This window comes from Streptococcus sp. ST14 (genome assembly GCF_046098195.1).
Lineage (GTDB): Bacteria > Bacillota > Bacilli > Lactobacillales > Streptococcaceae > Streptococcus.
The window spans coordinates 1-21,316 of sequence record NZ_JBJUSF010000007.1 but is presented as its reverse complement, the minus strand read 5'-3'; the positions used below and the strand labels follow the sequence as shown (position 1 = coordinate 21,316).

Here is a 21,316-nt window from a genome sequence, read left to right as displayed (position 1 = left end):
CATAGACAAGGTAGGATTTTTTCTATATGAGTAACCTATCTAAAAACGGGTGAAGGCAATTGAGAAGAATTCCTCTAATCCAGCTTTCTTGTGCAGATGATAGATGCTCTGCCTGAAGGCATTCTTTTAGAAAATCGCAGACTTGTTCTGGTGCAATTTCAAACTCAAATGCTTTCATCTTGTAGAAAAAGTCGATGAGATGCTCAGATAAGTAATCATCTGAAAAGGGTACTTCTCCACTTTTTCGAAATTCTAATAAGAGTCGAGAAAATCTAGCTTTTTCATCAGGTAAATCCCGAAAATAAGAATTAAGAAGCCAAGTCTGCTTCTGCTTTCGTTCAATAGGATCTTGATTTGCAATTCGCTGATCCTTTTCCAACTCCTTTTGGTTTTGTTTAACCTTGATAGCCCGTTCGTCTCTATTTTTTCCAAAGAGGATTTTTTCCCATTTTCGTTCTTCTTGGGTCAAGGTTTCTGTAAAGCCAAAGTAATCTTGATAGGCTCGTTCTGCAGGTCCCATGGCAAGAATGAGGTTGTCAGCGTATTGCTTGGCGATTTTATCTCTTTTCTTGCGTTCTTTCTCTGCTTGAATCCGTAGATGCTGCTCGTAGTCGATTTTCTCCTTGCCTAGTTTGACAAGGTAGAGTTGTTCATCGGTCTTACCAAGTAGAAAAGGTTTGATACACTTTTCCAGCACTTCTTCCATACGAGCCTTCTTCTTTGGCTCTGCCTTGGTCCAACTTCCGCCTTGAAAGACCTCTAGGAAGAGCTGATAGTCTCTCTCAGGCGCAAAATGATTGCCACGATTGGCTTTGAAAACACCTTTTTCCCAAAACCATTTTAAAAGTCGTTCGTCAAAGTCGCTTTTATTGACCTTGATTTTTTCCTTTTTCTGAGCCTTTCTGGTTAGGTTTTCAAGTTTTCTGAGAAGCTTGTCTTCCTCTTCCAGTTGCTGATCGAGGATAATACGATGAAAATGACGGACGCAGTCACTACCGATTGGAAAGAGGCGTTGGCCTGTGACACCATTAAAGAGTTCGTAGGCGTATTTTATGGCATTCCCGCAAACACAATTACTACGGCCAATGCCATTAAAAATCAAGGAAACTTCATTCCATTCCTTGGTAGCTTGATCCCAAGTATCGGCTTTTGAAGCCTGTAAAACCGCATCGTGCAGGGATTTTCTAACTGGAAGTGTCATGAGGTCTCCTTTCTAGGTTATACTTTTACAACTTGAACCTCATCTTTGCCGAGCAAAATCAAGTATTTTTCAATGTTTTCAATCGAATAGGCTCGTGATAAAGCTTCTCCGTATAAGGCTAACTGACCACGATAGCGGTCTATGAGTTGACTTGGTTCATCGTAATGGTCTGTTTTGTAGTCGAAAAGAACGATACGATCCTTATAAAGAAGATAGCCATCCAAGATTCCACGAACAACAAAGTCTTCCTGACTCTTTTGGTCGCGTTTGAGCATGGAGAAAGGTTGCTCGCGATAGAGATGATTTGTATTGGCGAGAATTTCTTGACCGAGTGACGTATCAAAGAAGGCTAGGATTTTAGAAAGATTGATCTTGTCTCTAACAGCTGGACTAGTTTGAACTTGTTTAAGAGTATCTTTCAGGCTAGCAAGTGTTGGTTGCTGACCAAGGTCCATTCTCTGCATGAGTTCGTGGGTTGCACTACCAATTTCTGCTCCTGTTACCTTTTCTTTAGTTGAAAAATCTGGTAAATCAAAGCTGATTGGCTTCTCTGGTGATTTGGTTTGGTTAGCAATTTGTACCCCTTCCATATCCATTACTGGTTCGTAGAATTTCTTGATTTGGCTTGGAGTTTGGACACTAGGGAGTTCAATAGCTGCACGGTGAAGCGTATTATAGACTTCTACTTCTTTTAGCATTTCCAAAGCTTCTTTGATAGTTTCTGACTGGCGATTGTCTGCTTGAGAGCTATCTTGGAGAGGGCTCTTGTTTTCCAATTCTCCGATAGCTTCTCTAGTCAACTGGTCTTCACCAACAAAACGATAGCTAAAGTTGAGATTGTCCTTGGTAAATACTTTACTGATAGCCCAGACCCAATCTTGGAAATTTCTTGCTTGCAGTCTGGTATTGCCATCTAATTTTCCATTGTTTGCTGCTGGATATTCCTTGGCTTCTAGCTTTTCACGAGAACCCTTGCCGACAAGATAGAGTTTTTTCTCAGCTCGCGTCATGGCAACATATAGCAGACGCATCTGCTCTGAATAGCTAGCCAGTTGCAGTTCTTTCTCATTCTGCGTATAAGTTAAGCTAGGAATAGAGAGTTTGATGGTTTTAGGATAGTGTGCTTCCACTGCTCCTGTTTCCACTTTGGCAATGTATTTGACACCAAGCCCATTTTGACGACTGAGAATAACTTCTGACATCGAGTCTTGCTTGTTGAAGTCCTGATCCATATTGAGGATAAAGACATAAGGAAACTCCAGTCCTTTGCTCTTGTGAATGGTCATAAGTTCCACGGCATCTTTAGGCGGTGCGACGGCTACGCTTGCGAGATCATGCTGGGCTTCCAAAACCTGATCAATCATACGAATAAAACGAGACAAGCCCTTGAAATTACTCTTTTCAAACTGATCTGCTCGCAGAGCTAGGGCGTAGAGATTGGCCTGTCTAGCAGGTCCGTTTGGCAAAGCCCCAACATAGTCATAATAAAAACGGTCGTTGTAAATCTTCCAAATCAAGTCATAGAGAGAGTGGGTTTTGGCATATAAGCGCCAAGAATCCAAAATATCCATGAATTGATTGAGTTTTTCAGCTAGAGCTGTATGAATCAAGTTTTTCTGACTTGTTGCCAGTTTTTGAGCATTGACCAGTTTCTCATAGAGATTTTCTTGGATTTTATTCTCTGCTTTCTGGAGGGATAAACGTGCCAACTCGTCCTCATCAAAACCAAACATTGGAGACTTCATCAGAGCAACTAAGGCATAGTCTTGCAGGGGATTGTGAATGACACGAAGCGTATCCAGCATGACTTGCACTTCTAGGGATTGGAGATAATTGTTTTGCTCACCGTCGGTTTTGACAGGTATCCCGTACTCAGACAGGGCAAGAAGAATCTGGTCATTACGACTGCGGCTGGAAGTCAAAAGGGCTATTTCTTTAAAGGTAACACCTTTTTCCTGATGAAGCTTTAAGATTTCCTTGATGACCAGGCGCATTTCCCCAGTGAGTTTCGTTTCTGCTTGGCTTTCTTCTTCCTCTTGCCCACTATCGTTCTTGTCGTAGAGGAGAAATTCTGCCTTATTTTCTGGATTGGGAGTTAGTTTGGTATTGGCAAAAACAAGCTGGTGCATGCTATCGTAGTTGATTTCGCCGACCTCCTGGTCCATAAGGCGTCCAAAAACATCATTGGTTGCTGACAGAACTTCTGAACTACTACGGAAATTTTCCTTGAGCAAAATCAGCTTTCCTTCTTGAGGATTTTGCGCATAGCGTTGGAATTTTTCATTGAAAATCTGGGGATCTGCCTGACGGAAACGGTAGATGGACTGCTTGATATCTCCCACCATAAAGCGATTGTGACCATTCGACAGCAATTCCAGCATCCGTTCTTGAATGTGGTTGGTATCCTGATACTCATCGACCATGACTTCATGGAATCTCTCTTGATAAGTCTCGCGAACTTGTGGGAAATTCTCTAAAATCTCAATGGTGTAATGACTAATATCAGCGAATTCAAAGGCATTTTCCTGGTGTTTGCGTTCACGATAAGCCTCCACAAAATCACTCATAAAGGTTTGGAAGGTTTTAGCTAGATCCCAGGTATCTTCATGATAACGCTCTTGATAGTCGAGAATGGTTATCTGGTCTGACAGTTGTCCTAGTTTAGCAAACTGGACCTTTCTCTCATCGTTATAGGCATCAGCCAGTGGTTTCAAATCGGCCTTACGACTGGAGTTAGCCAGAGCTCGACCATTTTTTTCCTTAGAGATGGCGACAATACGCGCAAGCACAGCTTGATAAGCCTGGCTATCGGACTCTTGATTTAGAGAGTCAACTTCTTCCAGAACCTGTTGAACAACTTCTAAATAGGCAGCTTTTGGAAACTCCTTGGCATCGTTATCCAGATGATAACGGAAGAAACTTTCCAAGTCCCAAAGCGCTTGTTTGATTTGCTCGGTCAGTTTCTCTTTTTCATTTGCAAAGTCAGCTTTTTCAAACCCTTTGAGAAAAGACTCGTTCAGCCATTTTTGGGGACTGCTGGTGGATTGAAGGAAATCATAGATTTTGTAGACTTGCTGGCGCAGACCTCGTTCATCCTTGCCACGTCCAGCAAAGTTCTTCACCAAACGGCTAAATTTCTCTTTATTCTCACCTTGGTAATGCTCTTCAAAAACCTGATGAAAAACTTCGTTTTTTAAAATTAACTGTTCACTTTCATTTTGCAAAATACGGAAGTTCGGTGCGATATCAATCAGATAGCCATGTTTGCCAAGGAATTTTTGTGTGAAAGAGTCCATGGTTCCAATGGCAGCGTTTGGTAGATCTGCCAATTGACGTCCCAAGTGTTGTTTGAGATCAACATCATCGGTTTCTTGGATTTGTTGGCTGATTTTTTTCTCCAAGCGCTCTTTGAGTTCAGTAGCAGCCTTGACGGTAAAGGTCGAGATAAAGAGTTGGCTGATTTCCACGCCACGTGCTAATTGGTCCAGAATACGCTCTGCCATAACAAAGGTCTTCCCTGAACCAGCAGACGCTGAAACAAGGATATTTTGCCCTGCCGTATAAATGGCTTCAATTTGCTCGGCAGTTTTCTTCTGTTCCTTGCTCGAACTCGCTTCTGCTTCTTGCAGTTTTTGAATTTCTTCCTCCGTTAAAAAGGAAATGGGCTTCATCGATTCAACTCCTCTCTCATTTTCTCAAACCAAGCTTGCTTGAGTTTTTCTCCGACCAGACGCTTGCCGTCAGCCAACTCTAATTTCTCAAGGAAACGGGCTTGTCCTAAGTGATAATTAGCTTCAAATCCAGTGATGGCTTGATGTTGCTGAACGTATGGGGCAATACTTCTGCCGTTCTCTGTATATGGATTGATGGCAAACTGGCCTTCTAAAATCTTTTCAGCAGCCTTCTTGTAAAGATGGGCATTATAGTCTAGTAGGAACTGGAACTCCTCGTCTGTCAGCTGATTGGCCTTGTTTTTGTTGTAAAATTCGCCCAAGTGACTGCTTTCTTTTTCTAAAAAGAGCCCTTGGTATTTCATAGACTTGCTGGCTTCTGCTACTGCTCCAGACAAACTTTTAACAGATAATAAAGATTGGACAGGTTCAGCCATTACCAAGTACATGGCACCGAAAAAGTTCTGCTCCCCTTCTCTTTTTAGGGCAGCAAGATAGGTTGGCAGTTGGGAATTGAGCCCATTGAAGAAATGAGGAAACTGGAACTGAGTCAGACTAGACTTGTAGTCCACCACCCCTAGCGCTCCATCAGCTTTCAGGCGATCAATTCGGTCAACCTTGCCTCGCACATGGACACTGCGACCATTATCCAACTGAATAAAGGCCTGGTCCTTACCGCCAAATGTTGCCTCCTCTTGAATGGTTTCAATGGCTGGATTATGACGAAGGATGTGGCCCGTAGTTCGCGCAACATCAAGTAGAATTTCTTTTGTAAACTGGGCTTCCAAACTTTCCTGATAAATAGCTTCAAATTCGCGTTCTTGGCTGGTTTCTTGAATAGCTTGTTCCAAGCGTTGGTCAAATGGATTTTCAGCAGGTAGTTTCAAGGCACGTTCAAAAATACGGTGTAAAAAATTCCCGTGACTGCGAGCATCTGGGCGCAGGCGCAATTCTTCCTGCAAACCAAGGACATAACGGAGGAAATAACTGTATTCATTGCGGTAAAACTCCGTCAAACCAGATGTAGACAGGTAAAACTCTTTGTCAACAGGGTAGAGAGCCTGCAAGGTCTCTTTCTCTAATGGCTTGCTGCTTGGACTGGTTGGGAGGGCTGGATTTGTAAGACCTTTTTGATCTAGTTTTTTCCCCATCACACGCGCCAAAACCTTAACAAAAGTTAAATCTTGCTCCCTATCACTCGTCTCGCCCTGCTGGTGATAGGCAACGAGACTGGACAAGAGACTGTGATAAGAACCCATATCTTCTTTGCTAAGATTTTTATGGTTCATTTTCTTTTCTCTTCTGCTAAATCCCAAACTCACCAGTTCCTGAAGATAGGCCGATTCTTTACTCTCATTTTCATTGAGGAGACTTGGTGCTGACAACACCAACTGTTTGCGAGCAGCATTGACTAATGAAAGCATGGTATAGCGATTTTTCTTGAGATTTTCGCTACTTGCAATCAGTAATTGTGCTCCCTCTTCAGTCGCTTGGTTTAGGCTTTGTCTTTCTTCGTCTGTTAACAGGCTGGTGTTTTGCGCAATTTTTGGTAAATGATCCTGAGTCAGCCCAATGGCATAGACAAAATCAGCCGTTAAGGGCGCAATCAAATCGTAACTCTGCACCAGAACGGTGTCAACAGTTGCTGGAATGGTACGATACTGGGATAAGCTCATTCCAGAATGGAGCAAGGCTAGGAAATCCTCTAAACTAACCTGTGAACCAGCAAAAACCGTCGCAAATTGTTCTAAAACATGGCAGAAAGCCTTCCAAACTTCGGCTTGTCTTTCCTGTTCTAGAGTTTCCATAGTAGCTGTCAATTCTTGCATCTGCTTGCTTAAAGCAGCATTTTTTAGAAAAGTATTCCACTTTTGCAAGAGATTTTCAGTCTTTTGCTTCCGACTGGCAAATAAGGTTTCAAGTGGCGCCAAAACGCGCAGACGAATAGCATTCAAACGTTCCAAATCGAATTTTCCATGGTGGGATTTGGTGAAGGTCTGCTGAAAAGCTGGCAAGCCATTGATGCCAAGATAGCGGAGATATTGTTCAAAAGCATCAATATCCGCTTGGCTAAGGTCAGTATACAGACCAGTTCTGAGAAGATTAATCAAATCCTCCTGACGGAAACGGTAACGTTTCAAACGTAAAATAGACTCCACATACTGAGTCAAAGGATGATGAGCCATGGATTCACTTCTACCAAGATAGAAAGGAATCTGATACTGGTCAAAAATGGTTTTCAGCGATAACTGGTAAGAAGCCACATCCCCTAAGAGAATGCGAAAATTCTTGTAACTCAGTTCTGGATGGTCATGTAATTTCTGACGAATAGCGCGAGCCACCAACTCCAACTCTTCCTTTTGTGTCAAACAAGACCAAATTTGCAGATTTTCACGGTCCTTCTCATTGATATCCAAGGTAAGTTCTGAGAAATCATAAGAAGACTCCAGCAAACGAGAGGTCTTATCAAAACTATCCATTTTCTCATGAGTCTGAGAACGTTCCTGAGCAGGTGTTTGGTATTTTGCCCCCAAATGATGAAGAAATTCCACACTGGCTTGGTAGAGATTCCCTTCAGTGAACGGACTGGTATAAGCCTTCTTGCTTGCATAGGCCCCAATAACAATCTCAACACCCTTGCCATGAAGTAGATCCACTACACGCTCTTCCTCAGCTGAAAAACGGGTAAATCCATCAATAACCAAGGCAATCTGACTGAAATCACTACTTACCTTATCATTCTCAATAGCCTCAATCAAATGGGACAACTGACTTCCCTGAGCCAACTGACCTTGATTGAGATAGGCAGTCACTTGCTCAAAAATCAAGAGTAAGTCTACTCGCTTATCTTCATCTGTTAAACTTTCCAGGTCTAAAAAGTTCATCTGAGCAGTCATCATCTCATGATAAAGTTCAATCAACTGCTGGATAAATTGAGGATCCTGCTTAATTGCACCATACACACGTAAGTCTTTGGGATCCAGTTCCGCAAGACATTTATAAAAAGCCATTCCAAGCCCGATGTCATCTAGACTCGTCTTAGCTGGCAAATCATTTAAAACCAGGTAACGAGCCATCTGAGCAAAACGCGTGACGGTAATCGCAAAAGAAGCCTGCTGGGACAAGCATTCCAGCACGGCGCGTTCCTTTTCAAAAGAAAGAGAGTTGGGGGCGATGTAGAAAACCCGCTTGCCAGCAGCAACCAGCTCTTCTGCCTCTCTCGTTAAAATTTCAGTCAAAGAAGTCCGAATATCAGTATAAAGTAATTTCATCTCAGCCTCGTTTGCTTTATCAAAGTTTCTTACTCTATTATAGCAAAGTTCGCTTCACAGTCCAAATCCAAAATTTTAGTTGACAATCATTTAATTAGCAAATCAATCATGCTTCATCATCAACTTTCATATGCTGAAAGATATAGAGAAAAAAGTCTTTGGAAACTTCAAAATGTCCATAACGAAGTCGAGAAGTATAGTCTTTCCATTCAGGATGTTGTCTGGCTATTTCTATGGAACAATCTTTGACTGGTTGATAATACTCGACATTTCGTCTAAAGGGAAAGAATCCTTCGAACTGCTCTACTTGATAGGCCTTTTCGTCTATAATTTTACCTACGGCCACAAAAGCCTGTAACTTATCATGACCATTCATATCGTATTTGGGACTATAGTATAAAAAGTAGTCACCTTTTTTCATACGATTTAAGGGGCCGCCCTTTCCATGACAGACCTGGCAAAAATTCCCTTCAACTCCTCTTAAAACATGGTTCTTCGAAACAACTCCGACCCAATATCTAGGCATTTTTATCCTCCAACTCTACTAACATGCGATTAAAAACTTCTCTATCATTAGATAGTTTTTCAAAAAATTCTTCATCAACCCCTTCTACTAAGGGTAAAGCTTGATTGACCTTCTCCGCGCCAGATTTCGTCACTGAGACTAGTTTTGCCCGACTATCCTTTGGATGTTGATCGCGTTTAATGTAGTCTTTCTTCTCCAGTAGTCTAACAATCTGGGAAACCGTCATGACATCCATACCAGAGAACCGAGCAATATCAACCTGCGTTACATATTCCTCTCTATTAGACAGAAACAAAAGCGAAGTCAAAACGATAAATTGAGGCAAAGTGAGGTCAACCGATTTCAAAACTCTTTTTAAATTGCTTTCCAATTTGTTGTAAACTTTAATGAAAAGAAGACCTGTAGACTCTGTTTCATCATTCTTGTAAATTGAATTAAAGTGATACTTTGACATTTTTTCTCCTAAAATATTAAGTATGCTTATTATATAAGAATTTATTTTGTTTTTCAAGAAAAGGAAAGCCGAATTTTACAATTCTGTCAGACATTTTATAGTCTATATGCTATAATAAAAGCAAAACACCTAGAAAAGGAAGTCTTATGATTAAACTACTAGCCTTGGATATGGACGGAACCCTCCTTAACGAAGCCAAGGAAATCCCGCAAGCCCACATAACTGCCATTCACCAAGCCATTGAAAAAGGTGTCAAACTGGTTCTCTGTACAGGTCGCCCGCTTTTCGGTGTCCTTCCCTACTATAAAAAACTAGGACTGGACCTCCAGAATGAGTACGTCATTGTCAATAATGGTTGTTCAACTCACCAGACCAGTGACTGGGGTCTAGTTGACTGGCAAGAACTCAGTCCAGCTGACATTGAATACCTCTATGACTTAGCAGAAAAAAGCGACGTCCAGTTGACCCTTTTTAATGAGGAACATTATTTTGTACTCGGTGGCAAGCCTAATCAAATCGTTCAAAATGATGCCAAGTTAGTCTTTTCAGACCTGACTGAAATCTCCCTTAAGGAAGCTACTAGTGGCAAATATCGGATGTTCCAAGGTATGTTTTTAGGAACAAAAGAACAAACAGACGATTTTGAGCAGCGTTTTGCGACAGAACTCTGCCAACGATTTAGCGGCGTTCGTTCGCAGCCTGTCATTTATGAAGCCATGCCACTTGGGACGACAAAGGCTACTGCTCTTTCTCAACTGGCAGCGATTTTGAAGATCGAGCCCTCAGAAATTATGGCCATGGGCGATGCCAATAACGATATCGAAATGCTCCAGTTTGCAGGACTTGGCATTGCAATGGGAAATGCTAGCGATTATGTCAAGTCCCTTGCTAATGACGTTACAGCCAGCAACGATAAAGACGGTGTCGCGCGTGCCATTGAGAAGTATATTTTATAAGAAGAAGCCCAGTTCGTGTCAACTGGGTTTTGATATTTAAGAATTTCTAAAACTTTAGAAACTCTTTAGAAATACTTGAGCTTTCTTTGATTTCTATAGCTTATACTAAAGTTAGAAAAATAAATCTAAAGGAGAAAATCATGAAAACAGTACTCGAAATTCATGGACTGACCAAACGATTCGGCCAACAAGCTATTCTTCAAGATCTTAGTCTAACCATAAAAGAGGGAGATATTTATGGTCTAATTGGAAAAAATGGAGCAGGTAAAACTACTCTTATCAAAATCATTACACAACTATTGTTTGCGGATAAAGGAACTGTTTCCCTCTTTTCTAGTCAATCGGAAAATGAGTGGACCAAAGCTCTATCTCGCGTGGGTTCAGTTATCGAATCACCTGTAGCCCATAATCATTTAACAGCTTATCAAAATCTGAAATATTATTGTATGATTCGCCATATTCCAAATGCTGATAAGGTGATTCAGGAGACCTTGGACTATGTTGGCTTGTCAGATACAGGGAAAAAAGTCTTTCGTGATTTCTCACTAGGAATGAAACAAAGGCTTGGCATTGCCATTGCCCTCCTATCAAAACCCGACTTCCTGATCCTTGATGAACCTATTAACGGTCTCGACCCAATTGGAATCAAAGAATTTCGTCTTATGATCCAGCGGCTCAATCAAGAAAAAGGAATAACTATCCTCATCTCTAGCCATATCTTGTCAGAACTCTATCTCTTAGCTAATCGCTTTGGTATTCTGGATCAAGGTAAGATTATCCGTGAAATCAGTAAAGCTGAATTTGAAACACTGAGTGAGGATTATATTGTGCTTAAAACAAGCGACAAAGAAAGAGCTTGTCAGGTATTGAAAGAACAAATCAAGCTCCAGTTTAAGGTTGTCAATCCTGACAATGAAATCCATATCTTTGGTAATGAACAAGATGTCAAACAGATTCTTAAGCAACTAACTTTGTCCGATGTTGCTATTGATGAGATATACTTTGCCCGTCAAAACCTAGAAGAATACTTCACACAATTGGTAGAATAGGAGAAAAATCATGATACATACCATTCAAGCAGATTTTTACCGTCTTTTCCGCTCCAAAGGATTCTGGATTACAGAATTCATTCTCTTTGTTCTCTTGCTAATGGGTGCCACTATCGGGGCTACAGGACATTTAATGTCAGTAAATACAACACCACCAGAGACTCCAACCCATGGTTGGAATGGGATAGAAGCTCTAATCAACGCGTCCAGCAATGGTTCAAACCTCGTTTTTCTCTGCATCATCCTAACCTGCCTCGTTCTTGGGGTCGACCTAATCGGCAAACTATATAAAAATAGTTTGACTGTTGGCGTTTCTCGTACAGAGTTTTTCCTTGCTAAATCCTTTGTACTAGCAAGTATCGCTCTCTTACAACTCATCACCAGTCTTGTGATTGCCTTTATTCCCGCGACTCTACTAAACGGACTTGGTACAATGCCTGATGGTTTTATTGCCAATCTCCTCTTGACGATTTCCCTTCAATTTCTCTGCCTTCTCGCTTGGCTTTCGATTGTTTCCTTTATTCTCTACCTAACTCATTCTTATCTTGCCGTATTTATTGGTTATCTGATTAGCTCTATCGTCCTTTCTATGCCAATGCTTGTTTTCCCAGACATTGAAATTCTACGATATTTAATTCTAGATTTTGCCTATGCTATGACTACTAATAGTCAAGCTATTCTCTATACCATCACGGTTTGCGTAACGGTCATACTTTTCTTCTCTTTCAGTGGACTGACTATTTTCAAGAAGAAAAGCTTATAAAAAGGACCTCCTCTAGCCTACAGAGGAGGTTTCTTTTCGTTAAAAATAAATGAAAACCGAAAACCACTGCCCATCTGTGCTTAGTTTCATCTCCGCTCCAAGAAGATGAACCAATTCCTCGGTAATATAGAGACCTAAACCAGAGGATTCTTCTGTGTCTGATAGATTTTCAGAATAAAAACGATTGCTGAGATTGTCTATATTCTTGATTGGTTTTTTAACAAGATTACCAATTTCCAAAACAAGCCTATTTTCTTCCTTTTTCAAAGAAAGCCGAGCTTGCTCCTTGCCGTGCTTGAGAACATTTCCAAGGAGGTTTTGTAAAATTCTATCCAGAAAGTCCACATCAGTCGTCGTTTTCAATCCTGGTTCAACGTTAAAATCAAGAACAATATGAGAAGATTGAAAAATGTCATAATAGGCTAAAGTCTTCTTCGTTATAAAAGTTGATAAATCAAGTTCTTCCAGTTTCAGTTTGACTGCTCCTTCCATCAAATGACGATATTCGAGGAGAGCTTCCAAACGTTTGGAAACCAAATCAAGGTGATGGGCTATTTTGTTTAAAGTTTCTGGGTTAGGTTCAGGATTTTTTATCAGTTGCTGAGTATATCCGGAAGCGATTGTCAAAGGTGTCCGAATATCATGAGCAATGTTACTGATTGCCATATCTAGGGTGCGTTTTTCACGCTTCATGATTAGCAGATTTTGCTCCACTTCTTGAAATAGATTCTCAATTTGGTTATGTAGACGCAAAACGGTCTTTGAAAAGAAGTTTACACCAATCCTTCTCATGCTACCAGAGCGAATCTTTTCTTCGATTTGTCTGCTTAAATCTCTAACTGCTAGATGATAGCGAATCAAAGAAATCACCAAAATGATGTTAATGAGGAGCAATATAGATATCAAAATATACATCATTGCTTGTCTCCTTTTAATCGAACACCAACTCCCCAAATGGTTTCGATGTACTCGTGATTTGGATCCAGTTGATGCAGTTTTTTACGGAGATTGCTTAGATGAGTGTTGAGCGTATTGTCTCCAGGCAGGTAACTTTCTTCCCAAATCAATTCATAGAGTTCTTCTTTGGTGAAGATCTTTTTAGGATACTGGAGCAACATTTGGAGAATCTGACACTCTTTCTTTGCAAGGCGAATGGTTTCAGTTGCGTTACTTATTTCAAAACTATCCGCATCGAACTGGATATTTTTAAAGTTTTGTACGAAGTTATCAATTTCTCTTCTATTTCCTGACTGATGTTCCCCACTTTGGCGTAATTGCACGGTGACTCTGGCAAAGACTTCGTCCAAATCAAAAGGTTTTACTACATAATCATTGGCACCATCTAAGAGATATTGGCTGATGAGCTTTTTATCACCTAAAGCAGTAAGCATGATGACCGGAGTCTGACTCGTTTGTCGAATAGCTTGCAAGACTTGGTCACCATTTTTCCCAGGAAGCATGATATCTAGCAAAACGAGATCAATGCCACCTTTATCAAACTGCATGATACCTTCTGTGCCTGAAAATGCTTGAATCACCTCGTGTTCCTCTGCAAGAAGGGTTCTTAAGATTTCCTGGATTTCATTATTATCTTCAATTACAAGTATGCTCGCCATAAACCTCGTCCTTTCTAAAACTATTATAACATGTTTTGTTGGGAATTCCAGATACAGAAAAGCTCCTCTCACATTTTAAGCAAGAAGGAGCTAATGAATATTGAATCTACTTAACCAAATAAGCAATCAAGGTTATAATCCATAGATGAGCTGGGTAGAAAATATAAAAGAAATATTTACTCCAACTGGTTTCTTTTCCTCGCTGTCCATTATACAAGGCCGTAAAAGGAAATACGGTGATAAAGAGCCAGTCAGAATTGAAAAGCATCATTTCCAGTGTTTGGTGCCAAGTGTCGTAAATTTGGATGGAAGTCACTAACAAGAAGGCCCACAGAAAGGCATAGAGGAGATTTCGCAAGCCTTTGCGATTTCGACAAGAGTAACTAATCAAGAGAAATGGTAGCATGGTGATACCACCCTCAGTAAAAAGACAACCGAAAATCAAGAGACCAGCAAGCCCAATCCGACGCCACAACTTCTCTTTTTTATCCAGCTCTTTTCTGGGAAAACCAATCCAAAGCATGGTAACACCGATGGCCAAAGTAAAGAAAATATTATTAGTGACCATTACTCCTTTGGATGCAAATAGGGCATTGAGGAGGCTATTTCCAGCAAACATGATCAGCGCCCAAGACCAGAGGCGGATGAGGTAGTTTTTCAAATTTCGAGTATGGATGAAGCCTTCCATAGCCATATAGGCAAACCAAACTCCCACACAACGGGTCATAGCGTGAAAAATACCTTCCCACAGAGGAGAAACGATCCCGGTAATATGCGGGATATGGTCTAGAACCATTACTGCCGCCATCAGGTACTTCAACTGCGTCGCATTCCATTTTCTCATAATAAACCTCTTTCTTTTTGATCTACATAGAGTATAGCATACATTTCCACGTATAATCGTACACCTATCTTACATTTAAAAAGCCTATCTTACATTTTTGTAAGACAGGCGTGAATATCAAAAATTTATTATGAAAGATACCTTCTAGTCCGTAATTCGTTTGTACATTTCTGGTCTTCTATCACGAAACAGTCCCCAGTTGAGGCGTTCGCTTGCTCCCTTATCAAGGTCATAAGTGGCTAACAGAACAGCTTCACCTTGTCTTTCAGCTTGCTCTAGAATAGCTCCTGTTTCATCTGTCATAAAGGAGGAACCGTAGAAGTCAAGACTGGAACTTTGTCCACCATTTTCCTCACTAGGAGTGACTTCTTCCAAACCGTAACGATTGACTGCAATGACTGGGACAATATTAGCTGCTGCGTGCCCTTGCATAGTACGTTGCCAGTGACCACAACTGTCTGTATCCAAAATTGGTTCTGAACCGATTGCTGTTGGATAAAAGAGTAACTCTGCTCCATTTAACGCAAGACAGCGCGCTGTTTCAGGGAACCATTGATCCCAACAGATACCGATACCAATCTTGGCATAGCGAGTATCCCAGACCTTGAAACCAGTGTTGCCAGGCGTAAAATAAAACTTTTCTTGATAATAATGATCATCTGGTATGTGGGTCTTTCGATAAACACCCAGCACTTCCCCATCTGCATCAATAACGGCAATAGAGTTATACAAGACATTGCCATCTTTTTCATAGAAACTGATTGGTAAAACGACCTTTAGCTCCTTTGCAATGGTTTTAAAATGCTGAATAGCTGTATTGTCTGTCACCGACTGGGCATGCTGGTAGTAGTCATACTGGCGTTCTTGACAAAAGTATGGACGTTCAAACAACTCGGGTAAGAGAATAATTTGTGCGCCTTGTTTTGCAGCTTGGCGAACTAAACGTTCCGCTGTTTGGATATTCGTTGCCACATCCTTGTCGCATTGCATCTGGATCGCTGCAACTCTTACATTTCTCATCTTTTTCTCCTATTCTGGGATTTGTTGGGTGATACAGTGAATATTGCCACCACCTAAGAGAATATCTCTGGCTGGAATTCCTACGACCTTACGGTTTGGGAAACACTTGTTGAGGATATCTAGGGCCACTTGGTCATTGACATCCTCAAACTGGGGAACCAAGACAGACTTGTTGGCAATATAGAAATTGACATAGGAAGCTGCAAGACGTTCACCTGCATAACGCTCTTCTTCACCTTCTTCATAGATATAGCCTGGCAAATCCTCTTCGGTTACAACTTGATGAAGCGCTGGGATTGGCAATTTATGAATGGTGAAGTGACGACCTTTTGCATCTGTTTCTTTTTCTAAAAGCTCAAGGTCAGCTGCAGACATGGCATATTGAGGATCATTTTGATCATCTGTCCAAGCCAAGACAAGCTCTGCAGGACCAACGAAAGCGGCAACATTGTCAACGTGTTCATTGGTTTCGTCCTGATAAATACCATAAGGCAGCCAGATAACTTTTTCAGCGCCAAGGCACTCTAATAAGGTATTCTCGATTTCCTCTTTACTGAGATGAGGATTGCGACCAGTGCTTAGAAGGCAACTTTCAGTCACAAGAATGGTTCCTTGACCATCGCTATGGATTGCTCCGCCTTCCAGTACAAAAGGTTTAGCATCATAGACAGGCATTTCCAAGGCCTCAGCAAAACGACTAGCTACTTGGTCATCCTCTTCATAATCTTGATAAAGACCATCGACTGTACCACCCCAGGCATTGAAAGACCAATCGACTGCCAATTTTTCTCTTTTATCATTGACAAGAATAGTCGGACCCGTATCACGCGCCCAGGCATCGTTTGTAGGGATATCTAAATAAACAACCTTGTCTCCTAGATAGGACTGGGCTTCAGATAGATAATCTTGCTCCACCAAAAGGTAAACCCTTTCCCCTTCTGCTATGGTCTTGATAATCTGAGTAAATGCTCTTTTTGCAGCCTTACCTTGAAAGGGCCATGAACCTGGTCGAGTCGGCCAGATCATGAGGGTACCATGATGGGGTTCATATTCTGCTGGCATACAATAGCCTAATTTCTTTGGACTGTCCATTATGATAATCTCCCTTTAAAGTCTTGATAGCCGAAGGTTTTGACTAAGCTGCAGTCACCTTGCTCGTCCATGAGATAGAGACTTGGCAAGCCAATACCGTTAAAGGTATTATTTTTGACAAAGGAGTAGATTGCCATGTCTTCAAAGTAAAGTCTATCACCGATTTGGACTGGATTTTCAAAACTATAATCACCAATCACATCACCCGTCAGACAGGTATTGGAAGAAAGTCTATAGGTATGGGCTTTTTCCTGCGGTTCAAAACCATTTCTCAAAGGTGGACGATAGGGCATTTCAAGTACATCTGGCATATGGCAGGTTGCAGAGGCATCTAAAACCAAAATATCCATACCGTTTTCGACAATGTCCAATACTTCAGTTGCTAGATAACCCGCATTGAGCGCAATAGCTTCACCCGGCTCGATATAGACTTCAAGATTGTAAGTATCTCGGATACGCTTGATTTCAGAAATCAGCAAATCCACATCGTAGTCTTCTCTTGTAATATGGTGGCCACCACCCATATTGAGCCATTTGACCTCATGTAAATAAGGACCAAACTGAGCTTCTACAGCTTTCAAAGTTGTCTCTAAATCATCCGCCCCTTGCTCACAAAGGGTATGAAAATGAAGCCCATCCACTAAGTCCAGCAAATCACTCGGTACCTTGTCTAGGCTAACTCCAAAACGAGATCCAGGTGCACAAGGATCGTAGAGCGCGTGATCTCCTTGAGTTGAACACTGTGGGTTGAGACGCAAACCAACACTAATACCAGCCTCTCGGCAACGAGCCCCATGTTTCCGCAACTGTCTCTCCGAATTGAAGACGATATGGTCCGTTATCTCCAGCAATTCCTCCAAGTCTGCATCCTTGAAAGCAGGTGCAAATACATGGACTTCCCCTGGGAACTCTTCTCTAGCTAACTTAGCCTCATAGAGACCACTAGCCGTCGTACCTGACAGATACTGACTAATCAAGGGATAGGTTTTGTAGAGGGAATAAGCCTTCTGAGCAAGTAAAACCTTGCAGCCCGCTTCTTCCTGAACTTGCTGTAAAATCCGGCAATTTTCCTCTAGTTTGGCTAAGTCAATGACGTAGGCTGGTGTTGGTACTTGTTCTAACTTCATTAGTCCACCATTTGCGGATTTTCAACCACAACCCAAGGCAAGCCATACTCATTCAAAGCTTCAATAAATGGATCTGGATCCAATTCTTCAAGATTATAAACCCCAGGTTGTTTCCAAGTACCATTCATCACTAATTTTGTCCCAATCATGGCTGGAACACCAGTCGTGTAAGAAATGGCTTGTGAACCAACTTCTGCGTAACATTCCTGATGGTCGCAAACATTGTAGATATAGATGGTCTTTTCAACACCGTCTTTGACACCTGTAAAGATACAGCCGATATTGGTTTTTCCAACAGTGCGTGGGCCAAGGCTGGCAGGATCAGGAAGCAAGGCTTTTAAGAATTGAATCGGCACAATGTCTCGTCCATTAAAGTTAATAGCATCTGTACGAAGGAGACCAACGTTTTCCAAGCATTTCATATGCGTTAGATAAGATTGACCAAAAGTCATAAAGAAACGAATACGTTTGACTCCAGGAATGTTTTTGGCCAATGATTCGATTTCTTCATGGTGAAGAAGATACATGTCTTTTTGTCCAACTTGAGGGAAATCATACTCACGCTTGATAGACATAGCTTCAACTTCGACCCATTTTCCATCTTCCCAGTAAGAACCTGGCGCAGAAACCTCGCGGAGATTGATTTCTGGGTTAAAGTTTGTTGCAAATGGATAACCGTGGTCCCCACCATTACAGTCTAAAATGTCGATATAGTGGATTTCATCAAAATAGTGTTTAAGGGCGTAAGCAGAAAAGACGCTGGTCACACCTGGGTCAAAACCAGATCCAAGCAGAGCGGTCAAGCCTGCTTCTTTAAATTTTTCCTGATAAGCCCATTGCCATGAGTAGTCAAAGTAAGCTGTAAAACCAAGTTCCTTGCAGCGTTTTTCGTAGATGGCACGCCACTCAGGATCTTCTGTATCCTCTGCCTCGTAGTTAGCTGTGTCGATATAGTGAACTCCAGTCGCTAAACAAGCATCCATAATGGTCAAGTCTTGGTATGGTAAAGCTACGTTTAAAACGGCTTCTGGCTTGTAGCTTTCAATCAAGGCAATGACCTCTTCTACATTGTCAGCATCAAGAGCAGCCGTCTCAATCTTAGTACTTGTTTTACCTTCCAGTTTAGCCTTCAAGTCATCACATTTTGACTTGGTACGGCTAGCAATCATAATCTCTGTAAAAGTTTCGCTATCTAGGCAAATCTTTGAAATAGCAACTTGGGCAACGCCCCCACATCCAATAACTAATAAACGACTCATTTTTTTCCTTCCTCTTCTTCTAAAATGTCCTCAACATACTTGGGCAACATAAAGGCTCCCACGTGTAAGTTTGCAGTGTAGTATTCTGTGAAAAGCTGGCGTTTTTTCCAGCCTTCCTTGTCAAAATCTTTAACAGGGTGATATTTTTTCGATGCAAATCCAAACAACCAATAGCCAGCAGGACTGGTTGGGATATGTGCCTGATAAACTCGGCTGATTGGAAAGGCTTGATCGACCTTGCGGTGCATGCTTCGGCAAGCTGACTCATCCTCGTCAAAGAAGGGACTGCCATGCTGATAGATCATGATGCCGTCTTCTTTGAGAGCTCTGTAACTGTTCCCGTAAAATTCCTTGGTAAAGAGCCCTTCCGTATGTCCAAATGGATCCGTCGCATCGTTAATAATGATATCGTAATCATCCTCACAGTTTCTCAAAAAGCGTAGCCCATTTTGGTAGTAAATGGTAACACGAGGATCATCTAGCCCTGCAGCAAAATCTGGGAAATACTCACGACAGACTTCAACCAACATCTCATCCGGTTCCACAATATCGATTTGTTCCAATTCTGGATACAGTGTCAAAACTTGGGCAACACCGCCGTCGCCACCCCCAATAACCAAGACTTTCTTGGGATTTGGGTGGACAGCCATGGGAACGTGGACGGTCATTTCATTGTATACAAAATCATCTGCATCTGAAAACAAGACATGGCCATTTAAGATTAATATTTTCCCAAAAGCTGGCGTATCTAATACTTCGATATCCTGCCATTCACTTTTTCCAGCGTAGAGTTGCTTGGCTGTTCTCAAGGATAATTTCACATCTGGAGTATGAACTTCAGAAAACCATAAATCCATCTAGTTCTCCTTTCTTTCAATGACATTGATGTGATTGACCTCTGGATCTTCCGTTCCTTGGAGGGAACAACCACGTTCCTTGGCAAATTGGATATAGTCTACAATTTCTCGTGTAATGCGTTCACCTGGTGCTAGGATTGGAATCCCTGGAGGATAGCACATGACAAATTCCCCACAGACTTGTCCAACAGAATCATCCAAGGTTAAACTTTTTCTTTCTGAATAGAAGGCTTCTTGTGGAGACAGCACCAACTCGGGCTGGATATATTCTCCAGCAATCAAATCTTTTCCATCTCTTGAGTAGAGTCTCTTGATATCCGCCAATGCACCGACCAAACGTTCGATGTCTTGGATGCGGTCACCGATGGAAATATAAGCCAAGATATTGCCAATATCCCCGAATTCAATCTGAATATCGTATTCATCTCGCAAGAGATCATAAACCTCTATTCCTGTTAGCCCAATTCCCTGAGTGTAAACTGACAGCTTGGTCACGTCAAAATCACAAACGGACACACCGTCTATGAGCTCTTTTGAGTAGGCATAATAACCACCGATAGCATTGATTTCACGACGAGCATACTCAGATAGTTCAATGACTTTCTCAAAAGACTCTTTGCCACGAAGGGCTAAGTTGCGACGAGAAATATCCAAACTAGACATAAGTAGGTAAGAGGCAGATGTAGACTGGGTCAGGTTAATGATCTGACGAACGTACTCAGAATTCATCTGCTCCCCGATAAGAAGGATGGAGCTCTGGGTCAAACTCCCACCAGACTTATGCATAGAAACCGCCGCCATATCCGCTCCAGCGTCCATAGCAGATAGTGGCAATTTATCTGTGAAATGTAGATGAGCTCCATGGGCTTCATCCACTAAAACAAACATGCCAGCTTCATGAGCCATTTCTGTTAAACCCTTGAGATCTGAACAAATTCCATAGTAAGTAGGATTGTTAATCAAAATGGCCTTGGCATCTGAATGCTCCTTAATTGCCTGCGCAACACGGTCATTTTCAAGACCTAAAGCGATGCCGATTTTAGGATCTACACTCATCTCGATATAGATGGGAATGGCGCCACATAGCACCAGCGCATTGATAGCAGATTTATGGACATTACGTGGCAGAATAATCTTATCTCCTGCCTTGCAGGTGGAAAGAATCATGGTTTGAACAGATGAAGTTGTTCCACCGATCATGAGAAAGGCATGCGCTGCTCCAAAAGCATCCGCAGCCAGCTCCTCTGCGTCTCGAATAATCGAAATGGGATGGCCTAAATTATCCAAGGGTTTCATCGAATTGACATCAATGCCAACACATTTTTCTCCCAACAATTCAACAAGTTCTGGATTTCCCCGTCCGCGTTTGTGACCTGGTACATCAAAGGGAACAATCCGTTTCTTTCTTAGCTTTATCAGACCTTCATAAATAGGGGCCTGATTTTGATCTAACTTTTTCAAGACATACTCCTTTACCGTATTTTTAGCTCCTCAAAATGATGAGGGCGACCAAAGGTTGACTTATGAAAAAAGGCTCTATAATATTTGTAGTGGGTAAATCCTCTATAGATATTATGGAGCCTATTTTTGTATAGAAAAAAAGTCCCAT

17 protein-coding genes are annotated in these 21,316 nt (G+C 41.6%); 3 read left to right on the top strand and 14 right to left on the bottom strand.

Going from position 1 to position 21,316, the window contains the following annotated elements; genetic code table 11:
* Positions 1-22: 22 nt before the first annotated feature.
* The 5 genes from ACIY19_RS03685 to ACIY19_RS03665 all read right to left on the bottom strand — a co-directional run bounded on the left by ACIY19_RS03685 (position 23) and on the right by ACIY19_RS03665 (position 9,124).
* Positions 23-1,201 (bottom strand): hypothetical protein, encoded by a 1,179-nt coding sequence (locus tag ACIY19_RS03685; RefSeq protein WP_409002715.1) that lies wholly within the window; start codon positions 1,199-1,201, stop codon positions 23-25.
* A gap of 17 nt (positions 1,202-1,218) precedes the next feature.
* On the bottom strand, positions 1,219-4,872 hold the full coding sequence (gene addA, locus ACIY19_RS03680; protein WP_409002714.1) for a helicase-exonuclease AddAB subunit AddA: 3,654 nt from the start codon (positions 4,870-4,872) through the stop codon (positions 1,219-1,221).
* Positions 4,869-8,144 carry an ATP-dependent nuclease subunit B gene (gene rexB, locus ACIY19_RS03675; protein WP_409002713.1) on the bottom strand — a complete coding sequence of 1,092 codons (3,276 nt, stop codon included), beginning with the start codon at positions 8,142-8,144 and terminating at the stop codon, positions 4,869-4,871. The genes addA and rexB overlap by 4 nt, the downstream gene beginning before the upstream one ends.
* Before the next feature lie 106 nt (positions 8,145-8,250).
* Positions 8,251-8,670, bottom strand: a complete 420-nt coding sequence (locus ACIY19_RS03670) for an EVE domain-containing protein (protein WP_409002712.1) — start codon at positions 8,668-8,670, stop codon at positions 8,251-8,253.
* Entirely contained in the window at positions 8,663-9,124 is a 462-nt protein-coding gene (locus ACIY19_RS03665) for a MarR family winged helix-turn-helix transcriptional regulator (RefSeq protein ID WP_409002711.1), read from the bottom strand. The genes ACIY19_RS03670 and ACIY19_RS03665 overlap by 8 nt, the downstream gene beginning before the upstream one ends.
* A gap of 146 nt (positions 9,125-9,270) precedes the next feature.
* Between ACIY19_RS03665 and ACIY19_RS03660 the strand changes: the two genes are divergently transcribed.
* From ACIY19_RS03660 to ACIY19_RS03650, 3 genes are all read left to right on the top strand, one after another.
* Complete coding sequence (locus ACIY19_RS03660; protein WP_409002710.1) at positions 9,271-10,080, top strand: Cof-type HAD-IIB family hydrolase; 810 nt, start codon at positions 9,271-9,273, stop codon at positions 10,078-10,080.
* A gap of 140 nt (positions 10,081-10,220) precedes the next feature.
* The gene (locus ACIY19_RS03655) at positions 10,221-11,129 is read left to right on the top strand and encodes an ABC transporter ATP-binding protein (protein WP_409002709.1); all 909 of its coding nucleotides are present in this window, start codon (positions 10,221-10,223) and stop codon (positions 11,127-11,129) included.
* 10 nt (positions 11,130-11,139) lie between these two features.
* Complete coding sequence (locus ACIY19_RS03650) at positions 11,140-11,892, top strand: hypothetical protein (protein WP_409002708.1); 753 nt, start codon at positions 11,140-11,142, stop codon at positions 11,890-11,892.
* A 39-nt stretch (positions 11,893-11,931) separates the two neighbouring features.
* Here the strand turns inward: ACIY19_RS03650 and ACIY19_RS03645 are convergent, their stop codons facing one another.
* The 9 genes from ACIY19_RS03645 to ACIY19_RS03605 form a co-directional block, all read right to left on the bottom strand.
* Complete coding sequence (locus tag ACIY19_RS03645) at positions 11,932-12,810, bottom strand: sensor histidine kinase (RefSeq protein ID WP_409002707.1); 879 nt, start codon at positions 12,808-12,810, stop codon at positions 11,932-11,934.
* Positions 12,807-13,508, bottom strand: coding sequence for a response regulator transcription factor (locus ACIY19_RS03640; protein ID WP_215804674.1), 702 nt, complete (start codon positions 13,506-13,508; stop codon positions 12,807-12,809). Before ACIY19_RS03640 ends, ACIY19_RS03645 begins: the two co-directional genes overlap by 4 nt.
* Positions 13,509-13,614: 106 nt before the next feature.
* Complete coding sequence (locus tag ACIY19_RS03635; protein WP_409002706.1) at positions 13,615-14,352, bottom strand: TraX family protein; 738 nt, start codon at positions 14,350-14,352, stop codon at positions 13,615-13,617.
* Positions 14,353-14,496: 144 nt separating this feature from the next.
* A complete protein-coding gene (gene aguB / locus ACIY19_RS03630) occupies positions 14,497-15,372 on the bottom strand; it encodes an N-carbamoylputrescine amidase (protein WP_409002705.1) in 876 nt (291 codons plus the stop codon).
* A gap of 9 nt (positions 15,373-15,381) precedes the next feature.
* Positions 15,382-16,467 carry an agmatine deiminase gene (gene aguA, locus ACIY19_RS03625; RefSeq protein ID WP_409002743.1) on the bottom strand — a complete coding sequence of 362 codons (1,086 nt, stop codon included), beginning with the start codon at positions 16,465-16,467 and terminating at the stop codon, positions 15,382-15,384.
* Complete coding sequence (nspC, locus tag ACIY19_RS03620; protein ID WP_409002704.1) at positions 16,464-17,591, bottom strand: carboxynorspermidine decarboxylase; 1,128 nt, start codon at positions 17,589-17,591, stop codon at positions 16,464-16,466. The genes aguA and nspC overlap by 4 nt, the downstream gene beginning before the upstream one ends.
* The gene (locus tag ACIY19_RS03615; RefSeq protein WP_409002703.1) at positions 17,591-18,850 is read right to left on the bottom strand and encodes a saccharopine dehydrogenase family protein; all 1,260 of its coding nucleotides are present in this window, start codon (positions 18,848-18,850) and stop codon (positions 17,591-17,593) included. The genes nspC and ACIY19_RS03615 overlap by 1 nt, the downstream gene beginning before the upstream one ends.
* Positions 18,847-19,707, bottom strand: coding sequence for a polyamine aminopropyltransferase (gene speE / locus ACIY19_RS03610; protein WP_409002702.1), 861 nt, complete (start codon positions 19,705-19,707; stop codon positions 18,847-18,849). Before speE ends, ACIY19_RS03615 begins: the two co-directional genes overlap by 4 nt.
* A complete protein-coding gene (locus ACIY19_RS03605) occupies positions 19,708-21,168 on the bottom strand; it encodes an aminotransferase class I/II-fold pyridoxal phosphate-dependent enzyme (RefSeq protein ID WP_409002701.1) in 1,461 nt (486 codons plus the stop codon).
* Positions 21,169-21,316: the final 148 nt, after the last annotated feature.

Bases quoted from the DNA above. Each gene is read 5' to 3' on its own strand.
- ACIY19_RS03615 (WP_409002703.1), bottom strand. From the start codon at position 18,850: ATGAGTCGTTTATTAGTTATTGGATGTGGGGGCGTTGCCCAAGTTGCT.
- rexB (WP_409002713.1), bottom strand. From the start codon at position 8,144: ATGAAATTACTTTATACTGATATTCGGACTTCTTTGACTGAAATTTTA.
- ACIY19_RS03670 (WP_409002712.1), bottom strand. From the start codon at position 8,670: ATGCCTAGATATTGGGTCGGAGTTGTTTCGAAGAACCATGTTTTAAGA.
- ACIY19_RS03640 (WP_215804674.1), bottom strand. From the start codon at position 13,508: ATGGCGAGCATACTTGTAATTGAAGATAATAATGAAATCCAGGAAATC.
- aguB (WP_409002705.1), bottom strand. From the start codon at position 15,372: ATGAGAAATGTAAGAGTTGCAGCGATCCAGATGCAATGCGACAAGGAT.
- ACIY19_RS03660 (WP_409002710.1), top strand. From the start codon at position 9,271: ATGATTAAACTACTAGCCTTGGATATGGACGGAACCCTCCTTAACGAA.
- ACIY19_RS03685 (WP_409002715.1), bottom strand. From the start codon at position 1,201: ATGACACTTCCAGTTAGAAAATCCCTGCACGATGCGGTTTTACAGGCT.
- ACIY19_RS03655 (WP_409002709.1), top strand. From the start codon at position 10,221: ATGAAAACAGTACTCGAAATTCATGGACTGACCAAACGATTCGGCCAA.
- speE (WP_409002702.1), bottom strand. From the start codon at position 19,707: ATGGATTTATGGTTTTCTGAAGTTCATACTCCAGATGTGAAATTATCC.
- addA (WP_409002714.1), bottom strand. From the start codon at position 4,872: ATGAAGCCCATTTCCTTTTTAACGGAGGAAGAAATTCAAAAACTGCAA.
- ACIY19_RS03645 (WP_409002707.1), bottom strand. From the start codon at position 12,810: ATGATGTATATTTTGATATCTATATTGCTCCTCATTAACATCATTTTG.
- ACIY19_RS03650 (WP_409002708.1), top strand. From the start codon at position 11,140: ATGATACATACCATTCAAGCAGATTTTTACCGTCTTTTCCGCTCCAAA.
- ACIY19_RS03665 (WP_409002711.1), bottom strand. From the start codon at position 9,124: ATGTCAAAGTATCACTTTAATTCAATTTACAAGAATGATGAAACAGAG.
- nspC (WP_409002704.1), bottom strand. From the start codon at position 17,591: ATGAAGTTAGAACAAGTACCAACACCAGCCTACGTCATTGACTTAGCC.
- ACIY19_RS03635 (WP_409002706.1), bottom strand. From the start codon at position 14,352: ATGAGAAAATGGAATGCGACGCAGTTGAAGTACCTGATGGCGGCAGTA.